We start from the raw sequence: 26,725 nt of genomic DNA on the forward strand, positions 1-26,725 counted from the left end.
ATATACTGAAAGCGTATTCAACATTTGCATGGGGGGTAAGACAGATGGAAGGATTTACGATCAGTTGGATAGGCGCTTTGGCGGGACTGGCTATCGCGATCATTCTTATATTAAGAAAATTAAATCCGGTATATGCTTTGTTTTTGGGAGCTATTGTAGGCGCTTTAATCGGCGGCGCAAATCTGGAGCAAACCGTCGGCGTACTTGTCAGCGGAACGCAAAGCGTAATGGGTACGGTGCTGCGGGTCCTCGCGGCGGGCGTATTGGCCGGCGTAATGATGGAATCGGGAGCCGCCGAGACGATCGCCCAGGCGATCGTGAAGAAATTCGGCGGAGGCAAGGCGATTCTGGCGTTGGCTTTAGCGACCATGATTATTACGGCGGTAGGCGTGTTCATTCCGGTAGCCGTATTAATCGTGGCACCGATTGCCTTGTCGGTTGGGAATAAGATGGGGATCTCGAAAATCGCGCTGCTTCTGGCGCTATCGGGCGGAGGCAAAGCGGGGAATATCATCTCCCCCAACCCGAATACGATTGCGGCCGCGCGGGGCTTCAATCTGGACCTCAGCAACGTAATGTTGGCCGGCCTTGTTCCCGCAATCTGCGGTTTGATTGTAACCGTCATCGTGGCTTCCCTCCTGAAAAATAAAGGCGTGAAGGTCACCGACGAGGAAGCGGTCGACCATGAAGTCGATACTTCGAAATATCCGTCGTTGGGCAAGGCGATTGTAGCCCCTCTGATAGCGGTAGTTCTGCTCATGATCAACCCGATCGGTTCGATCTCGGGCATCGAAGCGCTGGCTAAATTCAAAGTCGACGCTATGTATATCCTGCCGATCGCAGGTATCGTCGGCATGCTGGCCATGGGCCAAGGCAAGAAAATTTTGGAGTATACGGCTTCAGGGTTGAATAAAATGACAGCGACCGTATTGATCTTGATCGGTGCGGGCGGGATTGCCGGGTTGATCTCCGCATCCGACCTGTCCACGCAAGTGGTCAGCCTGATCGAGGCCTCGGGTATTTCCGGGACGTTCCTGGCACCGATTGCCGGTATACTGATGGCAGCGGCAACCGCCTCCACGTCGACGGGCGTCATTTTGGCCACCGGTTCGTTCGGACAGGCGATCCTGGACATGGGCACCGCTCCATTGGCCGCGGCGGTCATGGTTCATACAGGGGCAACCGTCATTGACTCCTTGCCGCAGGGCAACTACTTCCACGTTACGGCAGGGGCGATGAAAATGACCATTAAGCAACGGATGGGACTCATTCCTTACGAAGCGATTGTAGGCGGAACAATGGCGATTGTGGCGACGTTAATTTACGGATTTTTCTTGTAATCCTTTATAGATCATAGATGGGGTGAGAACATGAGAGAGAAAACATTTGTGCTGGCGCCGGATTCCTTCAAAGAAAGCATGACGGCAAAAGAAGTATGCGTAGCTATGGAAAAAGGACTGCGCAAAGTGTATCCGACGGCGAACTATATCCACGTCCCGATGGCGGACGGCGGGGAAGGAACGGTTCAGTCTCTCGTCGATGCCTCGGGCGGCCAAATCTATACGAAAGAGGTCATGGGACCGCTGGGTCAACCGGTGACCGCGAATTACGGCATTCTGGGCGACGGAACGACCGCAGCCATCGAGATGGCGTCGGCAAGCGGCATCCATTATGTAACCAAGGAAACCAAAAACCCTCTGATCACTACGACGTTTGGTACGGGGGAATTAATTCGTGAATGCCTGGACAAAGGCATTAAGAAGATCATCATCGGCATCGGCGGCAGCGCGACGAACGACGGCGGCATGGGGATGGCCGAGGCCCTCGGCGCAAAATTCCTGAATGCAAACGGAAACGCGCTTCCGCGCGGCGGCGGCAGCCTGGACAAGCTGGCCCGCATCGATATTTCGGCGCTCGACAGCCGTTTGCAGCAGGTGAATCTGATCGTGGCTTGCGACGTGACCAATCCGCTCTGCGGCGAAACCGGCGCTTCCCATGTGTTCGGCCCGCAAAAAGGGGCCACGCCGGAAATGGTGCGCCAGTTGGATGATAACCTCGCTCACTATGCGGACATCGTGAAGCAACAGCTAAATAAGGACGTACGCGACATTCCGGGTGCCGGTGCAGCCGGCGGATTGGGCGCCGGGCTGCTGATCTTTACGCAGGCCGTGCTGCAGAAGGGCATCGAGATCGTCATTGAATACACCGGCTTGAAGCAGAAAGTAGCGGATGCCGACATAGTGTTTACCGGCGAAGGCGGCATCGACTTCCAGACGAAGTTTGGCAAAACGCCTTACGGCGTAGCCAAAGCAGCCAAGGAAGCGGGCAAACCCGTCATTGCCGTGGCCGGCTACATTGGACAGGGGATCGAAACCCTCTATGCCGAAGGCATCGATGCGGTCATCGGCATCGTCCCGGGTGCCGCGGAACTGGAGAAGTTGCTGGCCGAAGGGCCGCAGAACGTGGAGCGGACCTGCGAGAATATCGCCAGAGTCCTCCGCATGGCCGAATAAAATAAGACTACAAAGACGAGCGGGCTCGAAGCGATTTCTTCGGGCCTGCTTTTTTTGCATTTCGCCTTATTTGTACAAGGAGAGTAAACCATGCGTAAGTTCGAACAGCTGCAACAGGTTCCTCGGATCTTTTCCGGTCAAGGTTTCAATCCGCTTCAGGCGATATTGCAGCGTATTGCGGTGTATATTCAATTCCGCCGCCGTCAGGGAGTTGCTGCAACTGTTGTGAATGAAGACTCTCAGCGTTTCCATCAGATCCACGGTATCCTCCAGTTTACTGACCGAATTGGGCCCGGCAGCCAGATTGGCGCGGCTCAATTTGACCAGAAATTCGACTTTTTCGAAATGAATGACCCGGGCCGGAGGCTTCAAAGCAAGCAGAATACTCATGGCCGATTTGGCTTGGCGGTAGCTTTCGGAAATACTGATTTCCAGGTTGCCGATCGAGATCAACCCGCCGGGCTGGTTCTTAACCAGATGTTTGGCCAGATGCTCCGCCTCGTTTCGGTTGCTTTGGATCAGGAGCAGATGGGTGTCTTTATCCATAATAAAGGAAGGATAAGGAAACAGTAGCTTGGATAACTCGTCATTCCACTCAAAATGGTTCAGATACAACACCACGGTTTTTAAGAGCAAGTCGATTTTAAAAGCCGCGGCTTCTTTTTTTGTTTTCTGGGAATAGGTTCCTTGGTGGTTCAACAGCATTTCGAGGAATGCCTTTTTCCGGTTGGCCTCCCGGGCCAGGCTTTCCAGCGCGGTTTTTTGCTCGATCAGGAGAGAAACCGTAGTTCTGACGATATTGCAAAACGGACGGACTTCATCCGGATTCCCGGTAATTCCGATCACCCCCACGCGCTCGTCGTCAATGACGATCGGCTCGTTGGTGCCCTTTTTTTCGTTGCGCCCGTCTTGCCACACTTCCACCATTTTTCCCGTGGACAAAGCCTTTACGGCTCCCTGGTGAACCGTGCCCACTCTTTCCTTGATCCCGCTTCCGACGATAACGCCATGATCATTCATAATATTAATGTTATACGGGATATCTTTCATCATTTTATCCACGATTTCCTGGGCCTGCTTCTCGGAGAGTTGAAACAAAGGTGTTCCTCCTTCGGAAAGTGATTCTCCAATGCCTCACAACGGACCGATTTATTCATCCGCAGTTATTTTGTGCATATGAACGAAATTATAGCCAATTTTCAGCCGGATGTCTGCGAGGTTTAAATATTCCTTTACAGGAATATTCCTGTCATGATATATATTATATATAAAATTTTAAATTATAAAATTTGCATTACAAAGGAACATCCGATGATGGATATAGCGACCTTTAGCGCATTGGGGGAACCTACCCGTTTTCGCAAGGTGGAGCTGTTATTGAAGGGTCCCATGACGGTCGGCGAGATCGCCGATCGGGCTGGAGTGTCGTCAGCCTCAAGCTTCGAAGCATCTGCGCGTTCTGCTCGAGGCCGGTATCGTCGAAGCGGAGGCCGTTGCCAACCGCCGGAATTACCGGCTCCGGATGGAGCCGTTTCGGGGGATGGATGCCTGGCTGGACAAATACCGCAGGGTTTGGAGCGAACGGTTTGACAACCTGGATCACTACTTACGGCAGTTGCAATCCAAGAGAATACCAATAAATCTTAGGAGGAATTTTCAATGTCAAACCAAACGGTTACCCGGATAGAAGGCAATGAATTTATTTTGGAGCGTATTTTTGATGCGCCGCGGGGACTTGTCTTCAAAGCATTTACCGAAGCGGAGCACCTGAAGCATTGGTGGGGTCCCCGAGGCTGGACCTTGAGCGTATGCAACGTGGATCTTCGGGAGGGCGGGGCCTGGCACTATTGCATGAAATGCATCGACGAGAACATAACCGACTTTTACGGTATGGAATCCTGGGGCAAAGCGGTTTACAAAGAGATCGCCGCCGGGGAGAAGATCGTCTATATGGATTATTTTTCGGATGAAGAGGGCCGTGAAAGCGATGAAATGCCGGCCACGGAGGTCACGCTGATCTTCGAAGACCATGACGGGAAGACCAAGGTAACGAGCAGAGGCAAATACGATTCCGAAGAAGGACTCCAAACGGTCCTCAACATGGGGATGGAGCAAGGTATCCTCGAGACATGGGACCGTCTCGCCGAACATTTGCAATCCGTACAATAACATCCACTTCGGCAAAAGGGCGGGGCAGTGCATTCACTGTCTCGTCTTTTTTAGGACTTACCGTCAAGGTAGTGAGCAAGCCACGAATCAACCATCTTGAAAAAAACGCAATAAAAGGCCAAAATATAGACACTTGGTGCTCTATAAGTTGAACAATCAATACGAAGCAGGCAAGGGAGTAGAATGATTCCGAAGAAGCGGAGCGTTCGCCTTTGGTTCCGGAACATTTTACGTACTTGCACTTACATCTATGTCAATAGTTCATCTTATATAGAAGCTGCCAAGGAAAAGTCGGGAGGAACGTCTATGGAAATAGGGATAAGCACATTTGTGGAAACAACGCCGGACGTTGTAACCGGCGAAGTCATAAGTCACGCGCAGCGTTTGCGCGAAGTCGTCGAGGAAATTGTCCTCGCCGATCAGGTAGGATTGGATGTATTTGGCGTAGGCGAGCATCATCGGAAGGATTATGCGGCATCTTCGCCGGCTCTGGTGCTGGCTGCGGCTGCGCCGCAGACCAAGTGGATTCGCTTGACGAGCGCGGTCACCGTATTATCTTCCGCCGATCCGGTGCGGGTGTTCCAGGATTTTGCTACGCTGGACGGAATTTCGAACGGACGCGCTGAAATTATGGCGGGCCGGGGTTCGTTTATCGAATCCTTCCCGCTGTTTGGGTATGATTTGGACGAATACGATGAGCTGTTTGATGAGAAGCTGGAACTGCTGCTGACATTGCGCGAATCGGAAAAGGTGACCTGGCGCGGAGGCAAACACCGTCCGGCGATCAACAATCTGGGCGTATATCCTCGGCCGGTGCAACAACCGTTGCCGGTATGGATCGGCAGCGGCGGTAATACGGAGTCGGTCATTCGCGCCGGGCTGCTCGGCCTACCGCTGGTTCTGGCGATCATCGGCGGCAGACCGACCCAGTTTGCCCCGCTCGTGCAGATGTATAAGAAGGCGGCCGCCCAGGCCGGTCATGATGTATCCAAGCTGCCGGTGGCCTCGCATTCGCACGGCTTCGTCGGCGAGGATACGGAAGGGGCGGCGGACAAATTTTTCCCATCGACCCAGGCCAGCATGAACGTCATCGGCCGGGAGCGGGGCTGGGGGCATTACAGCCGCGCTTCATTCGATGCCGCGCGCAGCCTGGAGGGGGCGTTGTACGTGGGCGACGCGGAGACAGTCGCGCAGAAGATCATTCACCTGCGCAAAAACGTAGGCATCACCCGTTTCATGCTGCATTGCCCGCTCGGCACGATGCCTCATGGAGACGTCATGCGATCCATCGAGCTGCTCGGCAGCGAGGTAGCGCCGCGGGTAAGGAAAGAAATAGCCCGCTGGGAAGCGGAAGGCGAGCCGCAGGAATAAGTCCCTGCCTTGTCCGTTAGTTTCTTATCTGACGTAAAACACAGGTTTAAACGTACAAGGACGCTTCTCTCGGTTAACAAAGCAACCGGGAGAAGCGTCCTTTTTGAATTGGCGTCATTTTAACTAATCGGTTTGACATCGTATTTTTCGGCCATGGCGGCAATGTGGCGTTTTAACTGTTCAACCAGCTCAGGGGGCTCGACGAGCGTGGCATGATAGCTGTATTTCAGAATTTGCCGGATCGCCTGCTCCTCCGAGGAATAATGGGCTATCACGGTTAAGGTTCCGTCCGGATTTGTAATGATTTCACCGAAACCGAACTCGTCTCTCACCCGGGTTTTGAGTTCGGGGCTGAAGCGGAGGACGGCTTTTACTTGTTTAAAATCGACCCTTTGCATGAACTGCTTCTCAACATCGTGTAAAGAGTATTCCCTGCGTTTGAACTTATTCGGCAATATGGTCGTCTCCAGGATCCGGGAGAGCCGGAGAACCCGGATATCGGAACGGGCAAGGCAGTAACCGTATAGATACCAGACATAGCCTTTAAGAAACAGCCCCATCGGTTCGACGGTGCGATCGGTCTCCAGCCCTTTGCCGTCCAGATATTTCAGCCGGACCAGATTCAAATCCTTAATAGCACGCCCTAACGGAGCGATTTTGTCCCGGTCGCTCGGACTTGGGGTGAAGTCCAGATCTACGGCAGCCTCGGTGCCCGCAACGCCGGTTTGATGAGTCATCAAAGCCCCTAACTTCTCCATTAACCCGTCCAGATCGGAATTATTGGTCGCAGACCGGGCTCCGCGCAGGGCGGAGTAGATCGCGGAAAAATCGTCCAGGGACAAAATTTGCTTATCGATACGATAGCTTGGCATAATTTCGTATCCTCCATCCGATCCCGGAAAAGAGACGATCGGAATGCCGGCCTGATTGATCGATTCCATGTCACGGTAAATGGTGCGAAGCGATACTTCAAAGCGTTCCGCCAGCTCGGTGGCGTTGACGCGGGGCTGGTTAAGCAAAGTCATCGTGATGGCAAGCAGCCGGTCCAGCTTCATGCGGGGTTCCTCCTTTCCGGTAATAAGGGAGTCCGGTCAACAATGTTCTATAACTATTTTTCGACACGGCCACGGCGGCGCCCTTTTTCGGTTGGAAGTTTTTTATTCGCGAGGGCACTCCTTGGGATACTTGATTTTTATATACGCATCATAAAACAGAGACCCTGACAGTATTGTGTCAGGGTCAAAAAGAAACTATAAAATAGCTGACAGCCTACGTATACCTGACGTGATTTCCTAGGGTTAAAAATCGAAATTGTCCGGGTCCGGACCGACACGACGGTTTTCGTTCAAGCCGTCGATTCGGCTCATATCGTCTACCGTCAGCTCGAAATCGAAAAGAGCGGCATTCTCGATGATCCGCTGCTCTTTCGTGGATTTGGGAATCGTGACGACGCCCTGCTGCACGTCCCAACGCAGAATGACTTGGGCTACGGATTTTCCGTATTTTGACGCAATCTCCTTCAGGATGTCGTTATCCAGGAGCTCCCCCTGCATGAGCGGGGACCAGGCCTCCATTTGGATGCCGTGCTCTTGGCAATAAGCGATCAAATCCTTTTGCGTCAGGCGGGGATGAAATTCTACCTGATTAACCATAGGCTTGATTATTGCGTCTTTCATAAGGTCCTCCAGATGATGAATTTGGAAGTTGCTCACTCCGATGGCTTTGACCCGTCCGTCACGGTACAGGGTTTCCAGCGCACGCCACGCCTCTTTGTATTTGTCTTTGACCGGCCAATGGATGAGATACAGGTCGAGGTAGTCTAGGCCGAGCTTGTTCAAGCTTGTCTCATAGGCTGCCAAAGCGGACGCATAACCCAGATCGGCGTTCCATACTTTCGAGGTAACGAACAGATCCTCCCTCGAGACCTTGGACTCTGAAAGTAACTCGGCAATGGCTTCTCCCACACTGCTTTCATTTTGATAGACTGCCGCTGTATCGATGCTGCGGTAGCCATGCTTCACTGCGGCTTTTACCGCTTGGATCAGTTCCGGCCCTTCCTCGACTTTAAAGACGCCCAAACCTAATCCGGGCATCTTTACTCCGTTATGCAAAGTAACCGAATCTTGCAAATGTTTTATCATTTTTTATTCCAGCTCCTATTCATTTTTTATAGAGTTCCAGAAAAGTCAGTTTCTTTATCGTTACCCCTTTTGCGGAATGGGATTCATGGAACCAGTCTCCGTACTGGCTACGGTAGCGTCTCTTTTCTCCAGGGTACGGGCCCGAGCCGTGAGGAATACGGCACTCAGGACCATGATTGCTCCGACCCAAGTGGTATGAATAAGCCCGATGTGGTCGGTCACGATACCGCCCAGATAGGCGCCGATGGCAATGCCCGCATTAAAAGCCGCGATATTGAGCGCGGAAGCCACGTCCTTTGCTTTTGGGGCAAAGCGCTCCGCCAGCATGACGACATAAATTTGCAGGCCCGGAACATTCATGAAGGCAAACAGGCCCATGAGGAAAAGGGTGATCAGCCCGGCTGTTTTATAAGGAATAGTGAAGGCCAGTATGAACAGCACGAGCGACTGAATCGCGAACATATAGAACAAGGCTCTTACCGGCTTGCGGTTGGCCGCCTTGCCTCCGATGACATTACCGATGGCAATGGCGATTCCGTATATAAGAAGGATGACGGCCGCCGTTTCTTTCTTGAACCCGGTTATCTCGTGAAGCAGCGGGGATAAATAGGTAAAGACGACAAATGTTCCGCCGTACCCCAAGGCAGTAATTACAAAAGCAAGCAGCAGTCGTCCGTTGGTAATAAGGTTAAGCTGGTCTCGAAACTGCGTTGGCGTTCCCTTGCGGAGGTTTCCGCTGACCAGGATCAAGTTGGCTATGAATGCCAACACGCCGATCACCGCAATTGCGAGAAAGGCTGTGCGCCAGCCCCAATGCTGACCGATCAGGGTCCCAAGCGGGACACCGGTAACGGTCGCCACGGTAAGCCCGGAGAACATGATCGCGATCGCGCTGGCTCTCCGGTCCTCAGGGACGAGATCGGCTGCAATCGTCGATCCGATGGACATAAACACGCCATGCGCCAAGGCGGAGATGACGCGTGCGATGAGCAGCACGCCGATGCTTCCCGCGCCAGCGGCCAGGCTGTTTCCGGCAATAAAAACAATCATGATCCATAACAGCAGCGTTTTTCGAGAAACGCCGGATGTCAGGGACGTCAGCACCGGAGCGCCGAAGGTTACGCCCAGAGCGTATAAAGTTACAGTCAGACCTGAGGTCGTAACGGATATATGAAAGTCATCAGCGATCAGAGGGAGCAGCCCTACACTGATGAACTCGGTTGTGCCGATAGCAAAAGCACTGACGGCTAAAGCCAGAAGCGCCAGAGTGCTGCGTTTTCTTTCTAGGTTCAAAGGTTCCACTCCTCCAAATTGTATTCGCCGGCCGGCAAATGCTATTATCAGGTATCGGGATCACGATGAACAGTACGTACTTTAAAGTAATATAGGTACTAAAAAGTGTCTAATAAAATATTAGATACTTATTCGGGAGGCGACGAAAATGGCTGCGGCAAACAAAAGCAAGAAGTACAACATATCGGTAGAAGCCACTTTGGAAGTGATCGGGGGAAAATGGAAATGCGTCATCCTCTGTCATTTAACGCACGGGAAGAAAAGAACGAGCGACTTGAAGCGCCTTATGCCCGCCATTACCCAGAAAATGCTGACCCAGCAGCTTAGGGAGCTGGAGAAGGATGGCATCGTTAACCGGATTAGCTACAACGAGGTACCGCCAAGGGTTGAGTACGAACTTAGCGAATACGGCATGAGTCTGAGAGGAATCCTCGATTCCCTGTGCGCATGGGGCGAGCGGCATATAATTAAGGAGTATGGAGACAAGTTCGCGGTGTTGGAGGAGAGTATTCTGAATCAATGAGCAAAACGGAGGGGTATTACTCTCTAACGGACACCAGAGCCGTTAACTCGCTCCAATTTGCGCTTTTTGGATTTTAACGGACACCAGAGCCCTTAAATGGGTAAGTTGCCTCCAATTTATCACATTTTCTGAAGATTAACGGCTCCTGTGACCGTTAGCCTTCCCAAAACGCGTTTTCACCACAAATAACGTCTCTGGTGTCCGTTAAAATCTCTGGTTGGTCTGCTGCTATGGAAAGTCGAAGGTGGCGGAACAATTGGTGATATTGGCTAGTGGAGTTGTTGATGGGCGCTGGATGATTTGAAGTCGGAAAGTAGAGTAGATGGATGGCAGCCTGGCGGTGGAAAGAAGCACAAGGAGCAGTTGGTCCGTTAATGCGCGGATTGTAGAGACGGTGCCGAAAGTGCAACAATTTAGTCGCAACTTCCGTGAAAAGAAGAAGCCCCCCGCCAAGCGGCGAAGGGCTTCTTCTTATTCACCCAGAAAAACTTTGCTTTGCAGCACGTTTAGCGCACGGCCGACCTCTTCCAGTTCGGCCTCCGAGAGGCCGCGGACCTGCTCCAGAAAGCGGCTTTCAACGTGCCCGAAAGCCTCGTCCATCATAGCCTGTCCCTTGGGGGAAAGGCGGATATATTGGACGCGCCGGTCTTCCTCGGCGGTATATTTCTCACAGAGCCGCTTCTCTCCGAGTTTCCGGATCTCCCGGCTCGTATTCGGCATCGACATATGCTGGCAATCGCTGATTTGGCTGAGGGTCACAGGCTGGCTGACCGCGATGTATTCCAGTATGCTGTACTGAACCGGTGTGATCTCGCCGGTCTTGATGTCTTTGGTCATCTCATGTTTCACTTGATGTACGGCCGTAGTAAAGGCTACGAATTGTTGAAAAAGCTGATGTTTATCCACCAAACCACCTCGACTCAACGATAACAAAATTGTTATCATAAAACAATTATCATTTGACAACTAACAAATCATCGTATACGATTTGTTTATCAAATGATAAGTAAAGGGGCGGGCAAGAATGAACCTGCTGGTAATTTATACGCATCCGAATCATAAGAGCTTGAATTATGCTTTTTTGCAAAAAGTATTGGAAGGTAGCGGGGAGAACTCAAGGGTCTCGGAGATCCAGGTGCTGGATTTATATGAGGAGCAGTTTGATCCGGTGCTGGTGTTCCATGAACACAAACGCAGACGGGATATGCATGCCGACCCTGCGCTGGAGAAGTACCGGAATCAGTTGAAGTGGGCGGACAAAATCGTGTTCGTCTATCCGATCTGGTGGGGACGCCCTCCGGCGATGCTGATGGGCTATATCGATAAAATGTTCGCCTCCGGCTTCGCTTACCGGGACAACGGCAAACTTCTGCCGGAAGGCCTGCTGAAAGGCAAATCCGTGGTTTGCGTGTCCACCATGAAGGGGCCGGCGCATTATCCGTTGTATTGGCTCAACAATGCCCATAAGGCCTTGATGCGAAAAGCCCTGTTTCAATACGTGGGCATCCGGAAAATCAAATTTTTTGAATTCGGGAATATGGAACGGCGAAATGGAAAACAGAAAGAGAGATTGCAGCAGATCTACCGGTACTTTAAAAGCGTTGCCCGGTAACGGCGGCGTTTGTTGTCAGTACCGGTTCGCCCTGCCCCATCGGATCAGAAAGAAAACCATTCCCGGATGATCATCCGCTGCGGATTTTGCGCCGCTTTCTCTTGCTGCTGCTCCTGCAAGTGCTGCCACTCCCCGGAACCGGTATCATAGACGTAATCTTTCTTCCACTCGCCAATATGGTCTACGATTTTATGGATGGAAGCGGCGATATAGGCGATTTCCCGGTCGGTCATGGTGGGATAGAGGGACACGCGTACCCATCCGGGTTTCATCGATTGGTCTCCTGCTGCGATGGTCTTCGCGATCTGAGAAGAGTGCGGCCGGTCAATGCCCAGCAGATAGTGTCCGTAGGTGCCTGCGCAGGAACATCCTCCGCGGACTTGAATGCCGAAGCGGTCGTTCAATAGCTTTACCATTAGATTATAGTGCACGGATTCCACGGTAAAAGAAAGGATCCCCAGCCGTTTGCGGCTGCTCCCCCCGAGGATATGAAGGCCCGTGATCTTATCAAGCGCGCCTATCAGCAGCGCGGTTAACTCCCGCTCTCGTTCCCGGATGCGGGGGATACCCATTTCCTCCTTAAGCCGGACGCATAAGGCGGTTCGGATCGCTTGCATGACGCCCGGCGTTCCGCCGTCTTCGCGGGCTTCGGTATCCTCGTTGTAGAAATAATCTCCCCACGGATTGGTCCAGGTGACGGTGCCCCCTCCGGGATGATCGGGAATCCGGCTTACGCACCGTCTTGCATCCATGACGAGGACGCCGCTCGCTCCGGGTCCCCCGAGAAACTTGTGCGAGGAAAAAAGAATGCCGTCCAGGCTGTCCAGGGGAGGCCCCGGATGCATATCCATCGACACATGCGGAGCGCTTGCGGAGAAGTCGATAAAGCACATGCCGCCGTGCTGATGCATTTTTCGCGCCAGTTCATAATAGGGCGTTTCAAAGCCCGTTACATTAGAACAGGCGGTAAACGCGCCGATCTTTACTTGCCGGTGACTGAACCGCCGCAGCAAGATCTCCAGGTGATCGGGGTCCACCGTTCCGCCGGGGCCCGGAGGAATGCACACCACTTCTCCGATCGTCTCGGCCCAGGAAATATGATTGGAGTGATGCTCCATATGGGTCACGAAAATAATTGGAATTTGCTCTTCGGGCAGCTTCACAAAAGACTTTAGCCCTTCAGGAACTTTCAGCCCCAGCAACCGCTGCAGTTTATTTACCGCGCCCGTCATTCCGGTACCCGCAAAGAGCAGGATATCATGTTCGCCGGCATTGACGTGGCGTTTAATGATCTTTTTCGCTTCCTCATAAGACAAAGTCATCGTCTCTCCGGACACATTGGAATGCGAATGCGTATTGGCCGCAAATGGCCCGAAATCGCGTCCAAGTTTGGCTTCGATCGGCCCGTACAGCCGTCCGCTGGCCGCCCAATCGGCGTAAACCAACGGCTTCTTTCCATACGGAGAGGCGAAAGTATGCCGGTTGCCGATGATATTTTCACGATACCGCTTAAAACTTTGTCCGACCGATGTATGTAACGCATAAACATGGCTTCCGATTCTAGCCTGCATATTCGTGCCCTCCTTGCAGTCATTCGGTTTAAGGTACGCAGGGGCGCCCAGATAGGTTAAAACATATCAGACATTGTCATGAAATCGCCACAAAAAGGACGGGCCCCAAAGTTCGGACCCGCCGCTTTATGCCTGTGCCTATCAGATGAACAATTGAACGTCGGATTCAAGCGCATCGCGAAGATACGTCTGGGCATCGACGATTTCAAGTTCCGGAATGAACTCCTCCTCCTTGAAGCCCATGATTTCCACGGACAGTTTGCACCCGTAAAATTTGACGTTCTTTTTTCGCGCTCCCTTCAGGAAATGGATCAATTTCGGCGCTTCATTATCCTCGATCATTTCTGTCAGCATCCATTTCCCCAGCCCGCTAAAATTCATTTTCGACAGCGGGAGTTCCTCCGGACCTTTCGGGGTCATCCAGCCCATGAGCTTCTCATACACCGTTTTGTCTTCCTGCGTCATTTGATCGGGATCGCGCAGCAGGAACAGGCCCCAGAACGCGAAGAACATCGTCACCTCGACGTCGATATCCCGCGCTGCATTAGCCAGGATCAGCCCGGCCATCGCTTTATCGTAATCCCCGCTAAACATGAGCAGGCTCATTTTCTTATCTGGCATATTCCGCCTCCGTTTCTGATGAATGCCATTAGTATGGTCCAGAAACGGAAGGGTATGCCAAGTTCATGGAACGGTCATTTTTGAAACAGGGAGCTAAAACACCCGCCGCGCGGTGACGAACCGCTCCTTCCATTGGCCGGTGAATTCTCCGGTCATAACCCCGTATTTTTTCGAGTAGGTGTGCAGCAGCTGATTGTCGCCCGCATAGATGGCGACATGGCCGATGTCCAGACCCCTTGCATCAAAGAACAACAAGTCTCCTTTTTGGAGCTCGTCCATGCTGACCTCCTTGCCTTCCTTGGCTTGATCATAGGAAACACGCGGCAGGTCGACCGACAGAATTTCGCTGAAGACGCGTTTGACGAAGGAAGAGCAGTCAAAGGTTTTGGTCTGGTCCGGCGATGCGCCGAATTCGTAAGGAGCACCCAAAAAGGTCTTGCCGTAAGCAATCAGCTCGTCCGCTTGCTGCTCGCGAAGCGCTGCGTTGGAATAGTCGGTGTATTTCGGTTTGGCCGAAATAAATCCGGTGCGATTGTCCTTGGTGCGCACTTCCAGCCAGAAGGGAGAGGCCTCGCGGAGAACTTGCACCTTCTCACCGGAGGGCAGTAAGTCCCCGATCGCCTTGCTTTCGGCATCAGGACTGCTGCGCAGATTAACTCCCCACAGAACGGTCGTCTCTGCATGAATGAGGGAGGAGATGGTGACCTTGCGGGTATTTTCGTCCCATTCCACGGCGCTTCCGAGCGCTTCGCTGACAAATCGCAGCGGCACGAGCGAATAACCGCCGGAAATTTGGCCGGGGACGGCGAGATCCAGCATTTGCCCGTTCAACTCCGCGGTGGTCTCGCCGATGCGGTAGACCAATTTGGTGCCGTCTTTGGTTGCGGTAACCGTCTTGCTGCCGCTGTCCCAGCCCAGCTTGGCGCCTTGCGCTTCAAACAAACTGCGCATCGGAACGAGTACGGCTCCGTTAACCAGGATCGGGCTAGTCTCCGTTGCAAGCTGGCTGCCGTCCAGATAGATGGACACCTGAGCGGCACCTGCCGTTGACGAAGTTTGGGCCGCGGATTCGGCATGGGCGGTAGAAGAATAGACTAGCGAAGCCGCTAGTAGACTTAACAGGATTGCTTTGTTTTTTACCTTATTCGTCATCTTTTTCATCACCTTGTTGTTCAGTTTTTTTTGCAAACTTGTCTATATAGTTGGACGAAAAAGGATCGATATAGTTTTGGTGCCAAATGATGGGAAATGTTACAAGGGCAACCCGAACAAAAGGCTATTTCGCTGGTATAAAAGCAAAATAGCCTTTTTTGATTAAACAATCAGCTCGAACCTGTCTCCTAATATCAACTGCTTGGAGCGGTGGATTTTTTTGCCGTCCGGGCTGCTGACGGTACTTCGGATACAAAGCAGAGGATGGCCTTCCTCGATATTTAAGTAAGTGGCCACGTCGAACGAAGCGTATTCCATCACGATATATTTTCGGGAGATGCCAAATGCAATTTTGTGTTTATTTCTTAAAATTTCGTATAGGGATTTATGATTTAAGTCCTCCTGCAGCAAAAAGGAAAAGGAGGAAGGAAGACGGGTATATTCCACGGAAACAGGGACATTATCGGCATACCTGATTCGTTCGATATTAATGATTTTATCCCCGGGTTTTAGACCCAAATGCTCCTGATCTGCGGCTGTAGACTCTTCAATCACGCATTTGATGACTCTTGCGCCAGGGACTTTATTTTGCAGCTTGCAAGTATCGCTGAATCCAATCGTCTCCGTGACATTTTTTCGGATCTTCTCTTTTGTAATGAATGTACCTTTTCCCGGAATTCGCACCAAATACCCTTCGGAGGTAAGCGAATCGAGAGCGGCGCGGACCGTTACGCGGCTCACATTGTTGGTTTCGCTTAATTCCAATTCCGTAGGGAGCTTGTCTCCAGGTTTCAGGGTACCACTATGGATGGAGTCCAAAATTTTATCTTGCAGCTGTTTATATAATGGCGCGGATTCTGAATGATCGACCATGGTATTACCTCCAAAAAAACTTTGTATTATATTGTTTTATTTCTCTACCTCTATATTATAACAATATGTACAAGCTGTGAACCTAAAAAAGCAGCAAGATGCTATTGTGTAATGTATTGTTATGTGTTACTATTTCATCAAGACATTCCGATACAATACACCGGTGAGGAATGAAAATAAACTAAATGTATCATACAAGGAGAAGAAAATGGATATAAAACAGATTATTGGAGAAATTGTAGCGGGGAAACAAGAGGTCGGAGGTATTAAGCAGGTTTATTATGTAGCTTGCGGCGGTTCTTATGGCGCTTTTTATCCAGCTAAAACCTTTCTGGAAAAAGAGGCCAAGGACATTAAAGTAGGGCTATATAACAGCAATGAGTTTGTGCACAATACACCTAAAGCATTTGGTGAAAATTCGGTACTGGTGGTAGCCTCGCATAAAGGCAATACGCCGGAAACAGTGAAAGCGGCCGAGATCGGCAAAAAGGCGGGAGTTACGGTCATAGCGTTAACCTGGATCACGGATTCGCCGATTACGGAATATGCGGACTATGTTCTGAAATATGCCTTTGGAGAAGGCAAAGACATCGCTGGAGAAAAAACCATTAAAGCCCTGTTGACGGCGGTAGAGGCGTTGAATCAGACTGAGGGATACGAGCACTACAATCAATTCCTCGATGGAGTAGCCAAAATCGATCACATTGTTAAAAGCGCTTGCAAACACGTGGCAAAACGCGCCCTGTCGTTCGCCAAAAATCACAAAGACGATAACGTTATTTACACCCTGGCCAGCGGAGCCGGTTACGGGGCAGCCTATATGGAAAGCATTTGTATTTTTATGGAAATGCAATGGATCAACTCTTCCAGCATCCATTCGGGCGAATTCTTCCACGGTCCGTTTGAGATTACGGATGCCGAGATTCCGTTCGTCATTCAGATTTCCGAAGGAAGCACCCGGCCTCTGGATGAAAGAGCGCTGAAGTTCCTGAACCGTTATGCCAAGAGAGTGGAAGTATTGGACGCCAAGGATTTGGGCTTGTCCACCATCGACAGCTCCGTGGTCGATTACTTCAACCATTCCATGTTTAACAACGTTTACCCGGTTTACAATCAAGCTTTGGCGGTGGAAAGAGAGCATCCGCTTACAACCCGCAGATATATGTGGAAGGTTGAATATTAATTTTACCCACATTTAGAAGCCTCAAAGGGGATTATTCTTATGGAACAATATAAGGTTATCGGCATCGGCGACAACGTAGTAGATAAGTATGTCCACCAGGGGATGATGTACCCTGGTGGAAACGCCTTGAACTTTAGCGCCTATGCCAGAATGTGTGAAATGGAAGCGTCTTATTTAGGCAAATTTGGTAACGATCAAGTCGCTCAATATATTCAACGGGTGATGGACGAATTGGAGATTGAGCATAGCCATTGCCGGATGTTTGAGGGAGAGAACGGATACGCGCGGGTTACGTTGGAAAACGGGGACCGTGTATTTCTTGGATCGAACAAAGGCGGTATAGCCAAAGAAAATTCTTGGTATTTTACGGAAGACGACCTGAATTATATCAAGCAATTCTCCGTAATTCATACCAGCCTAAACAGCTATATCGAAGGGGATCTGGCCGTCTTAAAAAAGAGTAATGTACCGATCTCTTTTGACTTTTCGGTGCGTTGGAATGACGAATACTTGGAGGAAGTATGCCGGTATGCGGACATTTCCTTTCTTTCCTGCAGCCATTTAACGGAAAGCGAAAGAGAAAGAGAAATGCGAAAAGCTCAAAAATTCGGCTCCAAAATGGTGATAGGAACGGTGGGAGAAAACGGCTCGTTCGCGCTTTATAAAGATCAGTGGATGTACCAGCCGGCCGTATTAACGGAAACGGTGGACACGATGGGTGCGGGTGATTCTTATTTAACCGCCTTTCTTGTCGGGATGATCAGAAGCTCGGAAGACGGCGAGATTTTCTCGGGTTCAGATGAGGAAATGCTTCTGAAAATTAAGGCAAGCATGGAGCAGGGAGCTGCATTCGCCGCGAAGATATGCCGGGTCAACGGCGCTTTTGGCCTTGGAACGTCAATCATATAAGGCAACCCCCGAATCGAAAAGAGCAATCTAAAAACGGCATTTTGAAAGCGTATTCAGAAATAGTGGCGCAGATTTGACAAGCGGTAAAATCACATAAGGTAGGTGAACCTTCATGTTTTGGTTTCAGCTGTTAATCATCATTTTGCTCATATTCTTTGGCGCCAGAAAAGGCGATGTATTTATGGGCTTGCTCGGCGGCGTGGGCGTGGCGGTCTTTGTATTTATCTTTAACGTCCAACCGGCGGCTCCCCCCATTGATGTCATGCTGATTATTTTGGCGGTCGTACTTGCGGCCTCCGCGCTGCAGTCTTCGGGCGGGCTCAACTTCCTCGTCCATCTTGCGGAAAAAATGCTAAGTAAGTCACCCAAGAATATTACCATCATAGCTCCGGTTATCTCCTGGTTATTTACATTTTTGTCGGGAACGGGACATGTCGTCTATAGTTTACTGCCGGTCATCAATGAATTGGCCATCGATAATAAAATCAGACCGGAAAGGCCGATTTCAAACAGTATCATCGCTTCCCAACAGGCCATCACCTGCTCGCCGGTATCGGCGGCTACCGCGGCCATGATCGGATTTATGGCCCCCCTTGGAGTGGGTTTGGGAACGATTTTGGCCATCTCAATTCCCGCTACGCTTTTAGGCATCATTACGAGTGCATTGGTAACGATACGCAAGGGGAAAGAACTGGAGCAAGATCCGGAATATTTGCGGAGGTTGGCGGAAGGATTGATCGTTACGTCGGAACAGAAGGCGGAGAAACAAGCGGTTTCCAAAGGAGCGAAGGCTTCGGTTGTGCTCTTTTTGCTGGGCGTGTTGTCGATTGTCATTATGGGCATGTTTACGAATCTGCGTCCATCCTGGGTGCAGGGCGGCGAGACTGCTATGTTATCCATGCCGTATACGATTGAGATTATCATGCTGGTTTGCGCAACGCTCATCATTATCTTTGGCCGACCGGCGATCGAAACGATCCTTAACGGTCCGATATTCAGGGCAGGGGCCCTGGCGATGGTTTGCGCTTTTGGGCTCGCGTGGATGAGCAGTACCTTTATCAACGGACAAACCGCTTTTATTCAAGAACATGTCGCGACGATCGTAAATAGCCATCCATGGACACTTGCCGTGATCATGTTTATCGTGGCCGCTTTAACGACAAGCCAAGGAGCCACGACGTTGATTATGGTCCCGATTGCCATCGCTCTTGATTTGCCCCCTTACATCATTATCGGAGCGTGGATGGCCGTCAATGCCAACTACTTTTTGCCGGTCGCATCGCAGTGCCTTGCCGCCATCTCTTTTGATACCACGGGAACGACCAAAATTGGCAGGTTTGTGCTCAATCACAGCTTTATGATACCCGGACTAATAAATAGCCTAATCTCCGTCATTGTTGCTACGCTAATTGGAAGCGTTTTAATTTAGTAGGAACTTTAAATTAAGGAGGCATTCGGACTTATGATACAGCTCTCACAAGTGGCCGCTGCAAACTATCATTACAAAAGGTATTCCCTGGATTATTTTTTGGATTCTGTTGCCGGGTTGGGCTTCCGAAATATTGAATTGTGGGCTTCGGGACCGCATTTTCATTTAGACTATTTTACGATGGAGGATGTCAAGCAGTTAAACAAAAAAATCAAAGAACGAGGGTTAAAGGTCATTTGCCTAACCCCCGAGCAGTATGTTTATCCGGTCAGCATCAGCCATCCCGATCCGGAATACCGCAAGCAAAGCGTGGAATTTTTTCGCCGGCATATTGAAGCCGCGTCGCTTCTGGAATGCGACAAGGTGCTGGTAACCACAGGCATTGCTTATTTGGACGCCGATGAGGCGGAAGCGTGGAAATGGTGTCGGGAATCCTTAAGCGAAATCTGTAAAACGGCGGAAAAGGAAGGGGTTTTCCTCCCTATAGAGGCGTTTACTTCCTACACCACACAGGTATTTAACAGCGCTGCGCACATTGCCAAGATGATCCAGGAAGTCGGAAGCCCCAATTTGAAAGGGCTGGCGGATACGGACGTCATGGCGACGACAGGCAAGGATACCATTCACGACTTCATCAGGGAGCTTGGAGATGATTTAGACCATGTGCATTTCGTGGACGGGAATCCCGGGGGGCATCTGGTTCCCGGAGAAGGCAGGCTCAATATGGCCGAAGCGTTAAAAGCGTTGAACGATATCGATTATAAGGGATATCTGGGGCTGGAATTGCTGGATCGAAGATATATTTTGGACCCGGATAAAGCTATGAAGGATTCGCTTGCCTGGTTTGAAAAGCACCTGGAAGGAAATTAAAAGGTACCATTTTGCGGTTTATCATGATAGCGAAAGGGAGAATGTATCAATGAAAGCGGATGTATATATTCATGAAGGTGAAGGCATCGAATGCGTGTACAAAAACGAGAAGTGGCTCGTGTGCATCAAAAATTGGAAACCGGATAACGATATCGACGGTATTCATCGCCTCGAAGTCCATCGCGAAACCGATGAACAATTCATTTTGGTCAGCGGCAAAGCGATCCTGCTGGCTGCGGACCGAGTGGACGAAAAGTTCGATATTGAATTGATCGAGATGGAACCGGGGAAAGTCTACAATATTCCTCAAGATACCTGGTTTTATACGATAATGCAAAAAGATACGAAAATGACGTATGTCCAAGACGCCAATACCACGAATGAAAACAGCGAATACTGCGAAATGAGCGAGACCGAATTAACTTTTGTGAGAAAAAAGGCGCTTGAAATATTGAATAAGTAAATCGATATAGTTTTGGTGTCAGGATGAATTGCCCCACTCCCGGGCATCTTAATTGAAAAACAAGACGAAGGAGTGGGGCGAATTGTCCAGAAGGAACCGAAAATACGCGATTCCGGGCGCGGAACGGGGAATGCAGGCGTTTAAAGCGGAAGTGATGAAGCGGGAAGGCTACGTCGTAGATTCCAGCCGGCCGGACGATGTGAAATATGAGGTAGCTAAGGAGTTGGGCGTTCCGCTGCAACCTGGCGGAAACGGCCACTTAACCACGGAAACGGCCGGGCAGATCGGCGGCAGAATCGGCGGATCGATGGTCCGCGAAATGATTCGCCTTGCGCAGCAGCAGTTGGCGGACCGGGAGCCGTAACGAGCAGGCCTTTTAAAGTTTATTCATTATATCCGTTGGAACCTGAGTTCCCAGATAGGTTGAAAATCGTTCAAGACAGTCGAAGATATCTTGTTTCATAGCCGGAGTAACGGATGCCGGATCTTCCCACCACCAGTTTTTGATGGAGAGTGGGGAGTTTTTTTATGCTTCTCCGGTTCGAACCGGGCGACGATCTTGTCCCCGTACGTGACGGGTAGGACATAGTAGCCGTATTTCCTTTCCGTGACCGGTTTATAAACCTCCCAGCGGTATTCAAAATCACATCCACCTCTATAATGCGGTTATCCTGCAATAGTCTCTGGAAGGCTCCTTTTCTCACAGGAGACCCCCTTTTTCCATGTTTTCCAAGCCTCCAGTCCAGCCATCAAGCTAAAATATCCCCTGACCTTACAGAGCTTCACAGGATAAGGGGATTTTGTTATTTCCGTCGTCTGCGCCGGGATCTTTTCGTGCCTTTGCCGAACCATTTGTTCACCGCGGTGCTGTCCGGCCCCCCGCCGACGGCATGCTGCTGCTTGGTCCCCGGACTTTCGATCGCGGCGTTCGTTCCCCCGGAACTGTAATATCCGGCGCCGCTGGTAACCTGCGTGGCGGACGCATTCGCAAAGCCTTTGGGGAGCTTGACGATCTGATCGTTAATGACGATCACGACCTCTTTGCCGTGCGGTTTCGGAAGAAGGGCAAATCCGTTAGCGGACAGCCGGCCTTTCCGGCCTTTCGTGTCCAGGTTTTTCGCTTTGCCGCCAGCCCCGACGCTCTGCTGTTGCCGCGTTAAGGGAGACAAAATGGCAGCGTTGTTGCCGGCTGCGCTGCTTCGTCCTGCCCCGCTGGAAATTTGCGTCGTATTGGGCGCATTCGTAAACTGGCGGTTGATCACAAACACGACCTTGTCTACACCTGGTAGAGGGGTTTTGGTGACGATTTTGCGCTTCCCTTTTTCCAAGATAATAGTGAGCCGGTCATTGTGTTTTCTTTTCACCCGAACATCTCCTTTTTTACTAATCATATGCGGTGAAAGTTGTTCATTGGCCCGGGTAGATGACGGGGACGCCGAAAAAATGGGTGGGGCGATGAATGAAATGGCAGGAAGTGTTCAAAATATAAACGTTCAACTTCAACCTGGAAAGAAGGGTCTCCATGAAACGTAGATTGTTGATATTCACGATGATTTGCTTGCTCACCGGGCTGGTGTCGCCGGCAATCGTTGGAGCTGCGCAAGTAGAAGAGCCGTCCGTTAAAAATATCTGCATAAGTCCGGCGGTGTTCAAGCTCGCAAGCGAGATGAGGAAGCTTTGGATCGATCATGTGGTTTGGACGCGGAACTATATCGTCAGTGCGGTAGAAGGACTGCAGGATCAGAAGCCGGTGCTGGCAAGACTGCTGAAGAATCAGCAGGATATCGGAGACGCGATCAAGCCCTATTATGGGGAGGCCGCAGGAAACAAGCTGGCTGAGTTGTTGCGGGAGCATATTCTGATTGCGGGGAAAATAGTCGATGCTGCAAAAAGCGGCCAGCAAGCGGAAGTGGAGAAGCTCAATAAAGAATGGTATCGCAATGCGGATGATATCATTCAATTTCTGACTCGCGCGAATCCTTACTGGACCGTAAAGGAATTGCAGCCGATATTCTATCATCATCTTCAATTGGTGACAGACGCTGTTACGGCAAGAATTAAGAAGGACTGGGATGCCGATATCCGGGCTTTTGATGAGGGGCAGAAACATATCCTTGTGCTGGCTGACGTTCTTTCCAAGGGGATCATCCGGCAATTTCCCGACAAGTTCAAATAAAATAGATTAGAACCGGCAGGAGTCGCTTACATACTAGTAGGCGGCTTTTTGTCGTTCTCAAGAGTAGTACAGGGACTCGGCGGCGTAGCCGCGTAACCTTTCCGACATGAAGCGCGTCTAAAGAGTAAATTAGGAATAAGGGGGATCTTAATCCGTGAAAAAAATATCTGGCGTATTGTTATCCGCGGCCATTGTCCTGAATCTGGGTACGAGTCTCGCCATGGTGCCGTCTTCTGCTAAAGCGGAGGTTCCCGTTTCATCGGGAATCAAGGCAGAGTCGCCCAAGGGGGACCCCAAGGAGGACATTGCCAAAATGTACCTCGTAAAGCACGAGTTGAAATTCGATCTGCAAGGCACAACCGCGATGCTCGACGGGAAGTCGCTTCAAGTGGACAAGGCGATTCAGAAAAACGGCCGGGTATTCGTGCCGCTGCGCACGCTGCAAGTGAGCGGGGCTGCCCAATCCGTTACCTGGAACGCGAAAAAGCAGGAAGCCCGCGTCATTATGAAGCAGGAACTCGTTCCGGCCTGGCGGGAACTGATCTTCCGAACCGGATCGGATCAAGCCTATACGGCGGAAGGCCCAGCCATCTCCGGCGAAAAAATACCGGCGCCGTTTGTTTCGGGCGGCAGAGTGTATATTCCGGTGAAGCCGCTGTCCTGGCTGGGGATATCGGCCTCCGCCTCGCAGGGAACGGTGACCTGGGCCTGGAGCGATAAGGTCATCGAGACCTATATTTCCGATTGGGAAGTAGACCAGGAGACGACGACATTCACCATGTTGTACCAGCAGGACATGAATACCCCGCAGTTCTTGTTCTCTTTGGGCAGCGGAGCATGGGGCGGCGGCACCGGCAAAGTGACGGCCAAACATATTTCGCAGGACGGACGCCTTTACAACCGAATGGAATTTACGGCGGATCTGCGTCCGGGCGTCAATCCGATGCAGCTGTTTGCGGTTTCTGCGGGAACCGCGGATTTCAGCGTGCTGCGCAAAGTGCCGAACCCTCAGGACGTGCCGGTCGCGTTGACGGAAGAAGGCAAGTTGCATGTCACCTTCAATTCTCCCGAAACCGGATATGTAACGGCCAAGAAAGGCGAGAAGATTCACTTTGCGGGTACGATCAAGAAGGCGAACGGCAGCTTCGATAAAGTGACGCTGGCGGTTCAGAAATACGAGCCGGTAACGGGAGGTTTGGGACGCCAGGTGTATAAAGGTGCCGGTTCCAAAGAGCTGGTCATCAAGAACAACAAATTTGCCGGCGATATCCAACTGGACGAACCGGGCTATTATCTGATTACCGTGAATAGTCCGCGTTATATCCCGTTCCTGGAAAACGGACCGGCATCGACGGTATGGGCTGAAGTCGTGGTGGAAGTAGAGTAAAATAACCGCGAAGTTATGCTTTACCGCTTCTGCAAAAGCAATCGAGCGTGTGATCGTTCACCATGCCGGACGCTTGCATGAAGGCATAGAGAATCGTGGAGCCGACGAATTTCATGCCCTTCTTCTTCAGGACTTTGCTCATGGCATCGGAGAGAGGGGTGGAAGCGGGGACGCTGGCGATGCTCTCCCAATGGTTAACGATGGGCTTGCCGTCTACAAAGCCCCATAGGTATTTCGCAAAGCTGCCGCTATCCTTGGCGATATCCAAGTAAATTTGCGCATTGGTGATGACCGCCTGGATTTTCAAACGATTCCGGACGATTCCAGGATTTTGCATCAATTCCTCGACCTTGTCCGGTCCGTATAAGACAATCTTTCGAGGGTCGAATTGATCGAAGGCTTCCCTAAAACTTTCGCGTTTCTTCAGAATGGTATACCAGCTGAGTCCCGCTTGCATCCCTTCAAGCATGAGCAATTCAAACAGCTTTTGGTCATCGTAAAGCGGCTTGCCCCATTCCTCATCATGGTAGGCGATGTATAGCGGGTCGGTATTGACCCAGGCGCAACGGGTAGGATTCACGGTGAAAACACTCCTTCTCGAACGTTTGTTTGCATGATTTGTAATCATATTTTATCTCAATTCGGGAAAAAAGCATAGTTATCGGGGAGCCGATACTCGTAAATAGCTCTTCGGCCTCCCTCTGGGCGGCTCTTCCGGTGTTCTCTCCGTTGCTTCCGCACGGCAGGGCTGCCACCATCGGCTCCACGCCGTCTGCAAGAAAATAACTGGATAACTGGATTTCATACAGTTATTTTTTCGTTACCGGCCTTGTGGTCAGGATTAACTGTAAAACCTGCAGTTAATTCGCTCCCAAAAGGCCGAAGTGGTCTTAAACCTGAAAATTATCTGTAGGTTATCCAGTTAATTCGCAAATCATGGGCGCAAGCATCAAAATAGCTGGAGTTTTTCCAGTTAATTAAAAAGGCTGGCCCCACGGTCATCAAGAGATGATCAGGGCCAGCCTTTGCTTGTGCGCAATTAGAAAAACTTCAGCAACTCCGCCTTCACGGCGCTGTTCGAGCCGTCGACAAGCTTTTGATGCTGCGGCTTGTCGAACAAAGCTTGAATCTGCGCCGGGAACGTCTGCTCGATTTGAATCAGCTCGATCGCCTCGTTGAACTTGGCCGGATGAGCCGTCGCCAAAGCCACGGTGACTTCGCTTTTTGCGGTGAACCGGTCCGCCGCGGCTACGCCGCAAGCGGTGTGCGGGTCCAGCAGGTAGCCAAAATCATCGTGCACCTGACCGATCGTAGCGAGACAGTCGTCATTCTCCACGCTCGCCGCGGCAAAATCGCGCTGCACTTGCTCGAGCGTCTCGCCGGATACGGTAATCCGGCCTTTCTGCCGGAATCCTTCCATGAGGGCGGAGACGGCTGTTGCATCTTCCCCTTGCAGGTAGTACAAGTAACGCTCGAAATTGCTCGCGACCTGGATGTCCATCGACGGGCTGTACGTCATATGGAATTCACCCGGCTGGTAGACGCCTTCGTTCACGAAGCGTTCCAGAATGTTGTTCTCGTTGGTGGCGAGAATGAGTTTGCCGACGGGCAGCCCCATTTTTTTGGCCAGAAAGCCCGCAAAAATGTCCCCGAAGTTGCCGGTAGGCACGCTAAAGTTAACGGTCCCTGCACCCGTGCCCGAGTTCGCAAGCTGGAAGTAGGCGTAGAAGTAATATACGGTCTGCGCGAGAATCCGCGCGAAGTTGATCGAGTTAATCGCCCGCAGGTGATATTCCTGCTTGAATGCTACGTCGGCGAACAATTCCTTGATAATCCGCTGGCAGTCATCGAAGTTGCCTTCGACCGACAGGTTCAGTACGTTGGCGTCATCCACCGTCGTCATCTGCAGCTCCTGTACTTTGCTGACCTTGCCGTTCGGATGCAGAATGCAAATTTTAATTCCTTTCTTGCCCCGTACTCCCTCAATGGCGGAAGCCCCGGTATCGCCGGAGGTGGCACCGAGAATGTGGATGATGGAATTCTTTTCATGGGAGATGTACGAGTACAGGTTCCCCAGAAATTGCAGCGCGATATCTTTAAAAGCGAACGTCGGTCCGTGGAACAATTCCAGTACATGAAGACCGTCCTTGATCCGGCGCAGCGGAGTAACGTCCTTATCGCGGAACGTTTTGTAGCTGTCGTCCACGAGTTGCTTCAAATCCTCGCGCGGGATTTCCCCGTCCGTATACAATGCGAAAATTTCAAGGGCCAGCTCCGGGTAGGAGAGCTTTTGCCACTGTGCCAGCGTGTCATCCGATACGTGCGGGATATGCTTCGGAACGAGCAGACCGCCGTCGTCGCCCAGTCCCATCAGGACTGCGTCGATAAAGCCGATGCCCGCTACTTTCCCCCTAGTGCTGATGTATTCCATAATGATCCCCTTTGCATTCAACGATTTTCAACCATTGT

Annotated in this window: 26 protein-coding genes and 2 pseudogenes; 15 read left to right on the plus strand and 13 right to left on the minus strand. The window is 51.1% G+C overall.

Features of this window, described 5'->3' with window-relative positions:
* Nucleotides 1–44 precede the first annotated feature (44 nt).
* Nucleotides 45–1,340 carry a GntP family permease gene (locus DFP94_RS18005; protein WP_114497852.1) on the plus strand — a complete coding sequence of 432 codons (1,296 nt, stop codon included), beginning with the start codon at nucleotides 45–47 and terminating at the stop codon, nucleotides 1,338–1,340.
* A gap of 30 nt (nucleotides 1,341–1,370) precedes the next feature.
* Nucleotides 1,371–2,513 carry a glycerate kinase family protein gene (locus DFP94_RS18010; protein WP_114497853.1) on the plus strand — a complete coding sequence of 381 codons (1,143 nt, stop codon included), beginning with the start codon at nucleotides 1,371–1,373 and terminating at the stop codon, nucleotides 2,511–2,513.
* A gap of 66 nt (nucleotides 2,514–2,579) precedes the next feature.
* Here DFP94_RS18010 and DFP94_RS18015 read toward each other — a convergent pair whose 3' ends face one another.
* Complete coding sequence (locus DFP94_RS18015; RefSeq protein ID WP_114497854.1) at nucleotides 2,580–3,611, minus strand: CdaR family transcriptional regulator; 1,032 nt, start codon at nucleotides 3,609–3,611, stop codon at nucleotides 2,580–2,582.
* Between the two features lie 216 nt (nucleotides 3,612–3,827).
* Here DFP94_RS18015 and DFP94_RS18020 point away from each other — a divergent pair.
* The 3 genes and pseudogenes from DFP94_RS18020 (at nucleotide 3,828) to DFP94_RS18030 (ending at nucleotide 6,053) form a co-directional block, all read left to right on the plus strand.
* A pseudogene (locus tag DFP94_RS18020) lies at nucleotides 3,828–4,200 on the plus strand (ArsR/SmtB family transcription factor).
* A complete protein-coding gene (locus DFP94_RS18025; RefSeq protein WP_114497855.1) occupies nucleotides 4,173–4,682 on the plus strand; it encodes an SRPBCC domain-containing protein in 510 nt (169 codons plus the stop codon). The pseudogene DFP94_RS18020 and the gene DFP94_RS18025 overlap by 28 nt, the downstream one beginning before the upstream one ends.
* A 306-nt stretch (nucleotides 4,683–4,988) precedes the next feature.
* The gene (locus tag DFP94_RS18030) at nucleotides 4,989–6,053 is read left to right on the plus strand and encodes an LLM class flavin-dependent oxidoreductase (RefSeq protein WP_114497856.1); all 1,065 of its coding nucleotides are present in this window, start codon (nucleotides 4,989–4,991) and stop codon (nucleotides 6,051–6,053) included.
* Between the two features lie 119 nt (nucleotides 6,054–6,172).
* Here DFP94_RS18030 and DFP94_RS18035 read toward each other — a convergent pair whose 3' ends face one another.
* The 3 genes from DFP94_RS18035 to DFP94_RS18045 all read right to left on the minus strand — a co-directional run bounded on the left by DFP94_RS18035 (nucleotide 6,173) and on the right by DFP94_RS18045 (nucleotide 9,487).
* Complete coding sequence (locus DFP94_RS18035) at nucleotides 6,173–7,108, minus strand: helix-turn-helix transcriptional regulator (protein ID WP_114497857.1); 936 nt, start codon at nucleotides 7,106–7,108, stop codon at nucleotides 6,173–6,175.
* Nucleotides 7,109–7,351: 243 nt separating this feature from the next.
* Nucleotides 7,352–8,194 carry an aldo/keto reductase gene (locus tag DFP94_RS18040; RefSeq protein ID WP_114497858.1) on the minus strand — a complete coding sequence of 281 codons (843 nt, stop codon included), beginning with the start codon at nucleotides 8,192–8,194 and terminating at the stop codon, nucleotides 7,352–7,354.
* A 60-nt stretch (nucleotides 8,195–8,254) separates the two neighbouring features.
* Complete coding sequence (locus DFP94_RS18045) at nucleotides 8,255–9,487, minus strand: MFS transporter (RefSeq protein WP_114497859.1); 1,233 nt, start codon at nucleotides 9,485–9,487, stop codon at nucleotides 8,255–8,257.
* 148 nt (nucleotides 9,488–9,635) lie between these two features.
* On the opposite strand from DFP94_RS18045, the gene DFP94_RS18050 reads away from it, so the two are divergent.
* Nucleotides 9,636–10,010 (plus strand): winged helix-turn-helix transcriptional regulator, encoded by a 375-nt coding sequence (locus tag DFP94_RS18050; RefSeq protein WP_114497860.1) that lies wholly within the window; start codon nucleotides 9,636–9,638, stop codon nucleotides 10,008–10,010.
* Nucleotides 10,011–10,481: 471 nt separating this feature from the next.
* On the opposite strand, the gene DFP94_RS18055 is transcribed toward DFP94_RS18050, so the two are convergent.
* Complete coding sequence (locus tag DFP94_RS18055) at nucleotides 10,482–10,916, minus strand: MarR family winged helix-turn-helix transcriptional regulator (RefSeq protein WP_114497861.1); 435 nt, start codon at nucleotides 10,914–10,916, stop codon at nucleotides 10,482–10,484.
* A gap of 118 nt (nucleotides 10,917–11,034) precedes the next feature.
* Between DFP94_RS18055 and DFP94_RS18060 the strand changes: the two genes are divergently transcribed.
* On the plus strand, nucleotides 11,035–11,622 hold the full coding sequence (locus DFP94_RS18060) for an NAD(P)H-dependent oxidoreductase (RefSeq protein ID WP_114497862.1): 588 nt from the start codon (nucleotides 11,035–11,037) through the stop codon (nucleotides 11,620–11,622).
* Nucleotides 11,623–11,666: 44 nt separating this feature from the next.
* Here the strand turns inward: DFP94_RS18060 and DFP94_RS18065 are convergent, their stop codons facing one another.
* The 4 genes from DFP94_RS18065 to DFP94_RS18080 form a co-directional block, all read right to left on the minus strand.
* Nucleotides 11,667–13,193: an aminotransferase class V-fold PLP-dependent enzyme gene (locus tag DFP94_RS18065; RefSeq protein WP_114497863.1), complete on the minus strand. Its 1,527-nt coding sequence runs from the start codon at nucleotides 13,191–13,193 to the stop codon at nucleotides 11,667–11,669.
* Nucleotides 13,194–13,334: 141 nt separating this feature from the next.
* On the minus strand, nucleotides 13,335–13,814 hold the full coding sequence (locus DFP94_RS18070) for a DsrE/DsrF/DrsH-like family protein (protein WP_114497864.1): 480 nt from the start codon (nucleotides 13,812–13,814) through the stop codon (nucleotides 13,335–13,337).
* 93 nt (nucleotides 13,815–13,907) lie between these two features.
* On the minus strand, nucleotides 13,908–14,966 hold the full coding sequence (locus DFP94_RS18075; RefSeq protein WP_245954944.1) for a stalk domain-containing protein: 1,059 nt from the start codon (nucleotides 14,964–14,966) through the stop codon (nucleotides 13,908–13,910).
* A 162-nt stretch (nucleotides 14,967–15,128) separates the two neighbouring features.
* Complete coding sequence (locus DFP94_RS18080; RefSeq protein ID WP_114497865.1) at nucleotides 15,129–15,839, minus strand: GntR family transcriptional regulator; 711 nt, start codon at nucleotides 15,837–15,839, stop codon at nucleotides 15,129–15,131.
* A gap of 208 nt (nucleotides 15,840–16,047) precedes the next feature.
* Between DFP94_RS18080 and DFP94_RS18085 the strand changes: the two genes are divergently transcribed.
* The 6 genes from DFP94_RS18085 (at nucleotide 16,048) to DFP94_RS18110 (ending at nucleotide 21,057) form a co-directional block, all read left to right on the plus strand.
* A complete protein-coding gene (locus DFP94_RS18085; protein WP_114497866.1) occupies nucleotides 16,048–17,022 on the plus strand; it encodes an SIS domain-containing protein in 975 nt (324 codons plus the stop codon).
* Between the two features lie 39 nt (nucleotides 17,023–17,061).
* Nucleotides 17,062–17,931, plus strand: coding sequence for a fructoselysine 6-kinase (locus DFP94_RS18090; RefSeq protein ID WP_114497867.1), 870 nt, complete (start codon nucleotides 17,062–17,064; stop codon nucleotides 17,929–17,931).
* Nucleotides 17,932–18,043: 112 nt separating this feature from the next.
* Nucleotides 18,044–19,360, plus strand: coding sequence for an anaerobic C4-dicarboxylate transporter family protein (locus DFP94_RS18095; RefSeq protein ID WP_114497868.1), 1,317 nt, complete (start codon nucleotides 18,044–18,046; stop codon nucleotides 19,358–19,360).
* Between the two features lie 33 nt (nucleotides 19,361–19,393).
* Nucleotides 19,394–20,230: a sugar phosphate isomerase/epimerase family protein gene (locus DFP94_RS18100; protein ID WP_114497869.1), complete on the plus strand. Its 837-nt coding sequence runs from the start codon at nucleotides 19,394–19,396 to the stop codon at nucleotides 20,228–20,230.
* Between the two features lie 49 nt (nucleotides 20,231–20,279).
* A complete protein-coding gene (locus DFP94_RS18105) occupies nucleotides 20,280–20,693 on the plus strand; it encodes a cupin (protein WP_114497870.1) in 414 nt (137 codons plus the stop codon).
* An 82-nt stretch (nucleotides 20,694–20,775) separates the two neighbouring features.
* The gene (locus tag DFP94_RS18110) at nucleotides 20,776–21,057 is read left to right on the plus strand and encodes an alpha/beta-type small acid-soluble spore protein (protein WP_114497871.1); all 282 of its coding nucleotides are present in this window, start codon (nucleotides 20,776–20,778) and stop codon (nucleotides 21,055–21,057) included.
* Nucleotides 21,058–21,152: 95 nt separating this feature from the next.
* Here DFP94_RS18110 and DFP94_RS26125 read toward each other — a convergent pair.
* Nucleotides 21,153–21,287 (minus strand): annotated as a pseudogene (locus DFP94_RS26125) (hypothetical protein); the annotation flags it as partial.
* Between the two features lie 209 nt (nucleotides 21,288–21,496).
* Nucleotides 21,497–22,027: a hypothetical protein gene (locus DFP94_RS18120; protein ID WP_342768265.1), complete on the minus strand. Its 531-nt coding sequence runs from the start codon at nucleotides 22,025–22,027 to the stop codon at nucleotides 21,497–21,499.
* A 188-nt stretch (nucleotides 22,028–22,215) separates the two neighbouring features.
* Between DFP94_RS18120 and DFP94_RS18125 the strand changes: the two genes are divergently transcribed.
* Nucleotides 22,216–22,869 (plus strand): glycosyltransferase, encoded by a 654-nt coding sequence (locus DFP94_RS18125; RefSeq protein ID WP_114497873.1) that lies wholly within the window; start codon nucleotides 22,216–22,218, stop codon nucleotides 22,867–22,869.
* A 154-nt stretch (nucleotides 22,870–23,023) separates the two neighbouring features.
* On the plus strand, nucleotides 23,024–24,256 hold the full coding sequence (locus DFP94_RS18130; protein WP_114497874.1) for a stalk domain-containing protein: 1,233 nt from the start codon (nucleotides 23,024–23,026) through the stop codon (nucleotides 24,254–24,256).
* A 13-nt stretch (nucleotides 24,257–24,269) separates the two neighbouring features.
* Here the strand turns inward: DFP94_RS18130 and DFP94_RS18135 are convergent, their stop codons facing one another.
* Nucleotides 24,270–24,884: a DNA-3-methyladenine glycosylase I gene (locus DFP94_RS18135; protein ID WP_181873203.1), complete on the minus strand. Its 615-nt coding sequence runs from the start codon at nucleotides 24,882–24,884 to the stop codon at nucleotides 24,270–24,272.
* Nucleotides 24,885–25,295: 411 nt separating this feature from the next.
* Complete coding sequence (gene thrC / locus DFP94_RS18140) at nucleotides 25,296–26,687, minus strand: threonine synthase (protein ID WP_114497876.1); 1,392 nt, start codon at nucleotides 26,685–26,687, stop codon at nucleotides 25,296–25,298.
* Nucleotides 26,688–26,725 lie beyond the last annotated feature (38 nt).

The organism is Fontibacillus phaseoli (assembly GCF_003337355.1).
Classification (GTDB): domain Bacteria; phylum Bacillota; class Bacilli; order Paenibacillales; family Paenibacillaceae; genus Fontibacillus; species Fontibacillus phaseoli.

Excerpts from the sequence above, each read along its gene's own strand:
- DFP94_RS18010 (WP_114497853.1), top strand. The coding sequence starts at position 1,371 with ATGAGAGAGAAAACATTTGTGCTGGCGCCGGATTCCTTCAAAGAAAGC.
- DFP94_RS18090 (WP_114497867.1), top strand. The coding sequence starts at position 17,062 with ATGGAACAATATAAGGTTATCGGCATCGGCGACAACGTAGTAGATAAG.
- DFP94_RS18095 (WP_114497868.1), top strand. The coding sequence starts at position 18,044 with ATGTTTTGGTTTCAGCTGTTAATCATCATTTTGCTCATATTCTTTGGC.
- DFP94_RS18125 (WP_114497873.1), top strand. The coding sequence starts at position 22,216 with ATGAAACGTAGATTGTTGATATTCACGATGATTTGCTTGCTCACCGGG.
- DFP94_RS18075 (WP_245954944.1), bottom strand. The coding sequence starts at position 14,966 with ATGACGAATAAGGTAAAAAACAAAGCAATCCTGTTAAGTCTACTAGCG.
- DFP94_RS18025 (WP_114497855.1), top strand. The coding sequence starts at position 4,173 with ATGTCAAACCAAACGGTTACCCGGATAGAAGGCAATGAATTTATTTTG.
- DFP94_RS18135 (WP_181873203.1), bottom strand. The coding sequence starts at position 24,884 with ATGATTACAAATCATGCAAACAAACGTTCGAGAAGGAGTGTTTTCACC.
- DFP94_RS18060 (WP_114497862.1), top strand. The coding sequence starts at position 11,035 with ATGAACCTGCTGGTAATTTATACGCATCCGAATCATAAGAGCTTGAAT.
- thrC (WP_114497876.1), bottom strand. The coding sequence starts at position 26,687 with ATGGAATACATCAGCACTAGGGGGAAAGTAGCGGGCATCGGCTTTATC.
- DFP94_RS18050 (WP_114497860.1), top strand. The coding sequence starts at position 9,636 with ATGGCTGCGGCAAACAAAAGCAAGAAGTACAACATATCGGTAGAAGCC.
- DFP94_RS18070 (WP_114497864.1), bottom strand. The coding sequence starts at position 13,814 with ATGCCAGATAAGAAAATGAGCCTGCTCATGTTTAGCGGGGATTACGAT.
- DFP94_RS18080 (WP_114497865.1), bottom strand. The coding sequence starts at position 15,839 with ATGGTCGATCATTCAGAATCCGCGCCATTATATAAACAGCTGCAAGAT.
- DFP94_RS18035 (WP_114497857.1), bottom strand. The coding sequence starts at position 7,108 with ATGAAGCTGGACCGGCTGCTTGCCATCACGATGACTTTGCTTAACCAG.
- DFP94_RS18030 (WP_114497856.1), top strand. The coding sequence starts at position 4,989 with ATGGAAATAGGGATAAGCACATTTGTGGAAACAACGCCGGACGTTGTA.
- DFP94_RS18065 (WP_114497863.1), bottom strand. The coding sequence starts at position 13,193 with ATGCAGGCTAGAATCGGAAGCCATGTTTATGCGTTACATACATCGGTC.
- DFP94_RS18005 (WP_114497852.1), top strand. The coding sequence starts at position 45 with ATGGAAGGATTTACGATCAGTTGGATAGGCGCTTTGGCGGGACTGGCT.
- DFP94_RS18100 (WP_114497869.1), top strand. The coding sequence starts at position 19,394 with ATGATACAGCTCTCACAAGTGGCCGCTGCAAACTATCATTACAAAAGG.
- DFP94_RS18105 (WP_114497870.1), top strand. The coding sequence starts at position 20,280 with ATGAAAGCGGATGTATATATTCATGAAGGTGAAGGCATCGAATGCGTG.
- DFP94_RS18040 (WP_114497858.1), bottom strand. The coding sequence starts at position 8,194 with ATGATAAAACATTTGCAAGATTCGGTTACTTTGCATAACGGAGTAAAG.
- DFP94_RS18085 (WP_114497866.1), top strand. The coding sequence starts at position 16,048 with ATGGATATAAAACAGATTATTGGAGAAATTGTAGCGGGGAAACAAGAG.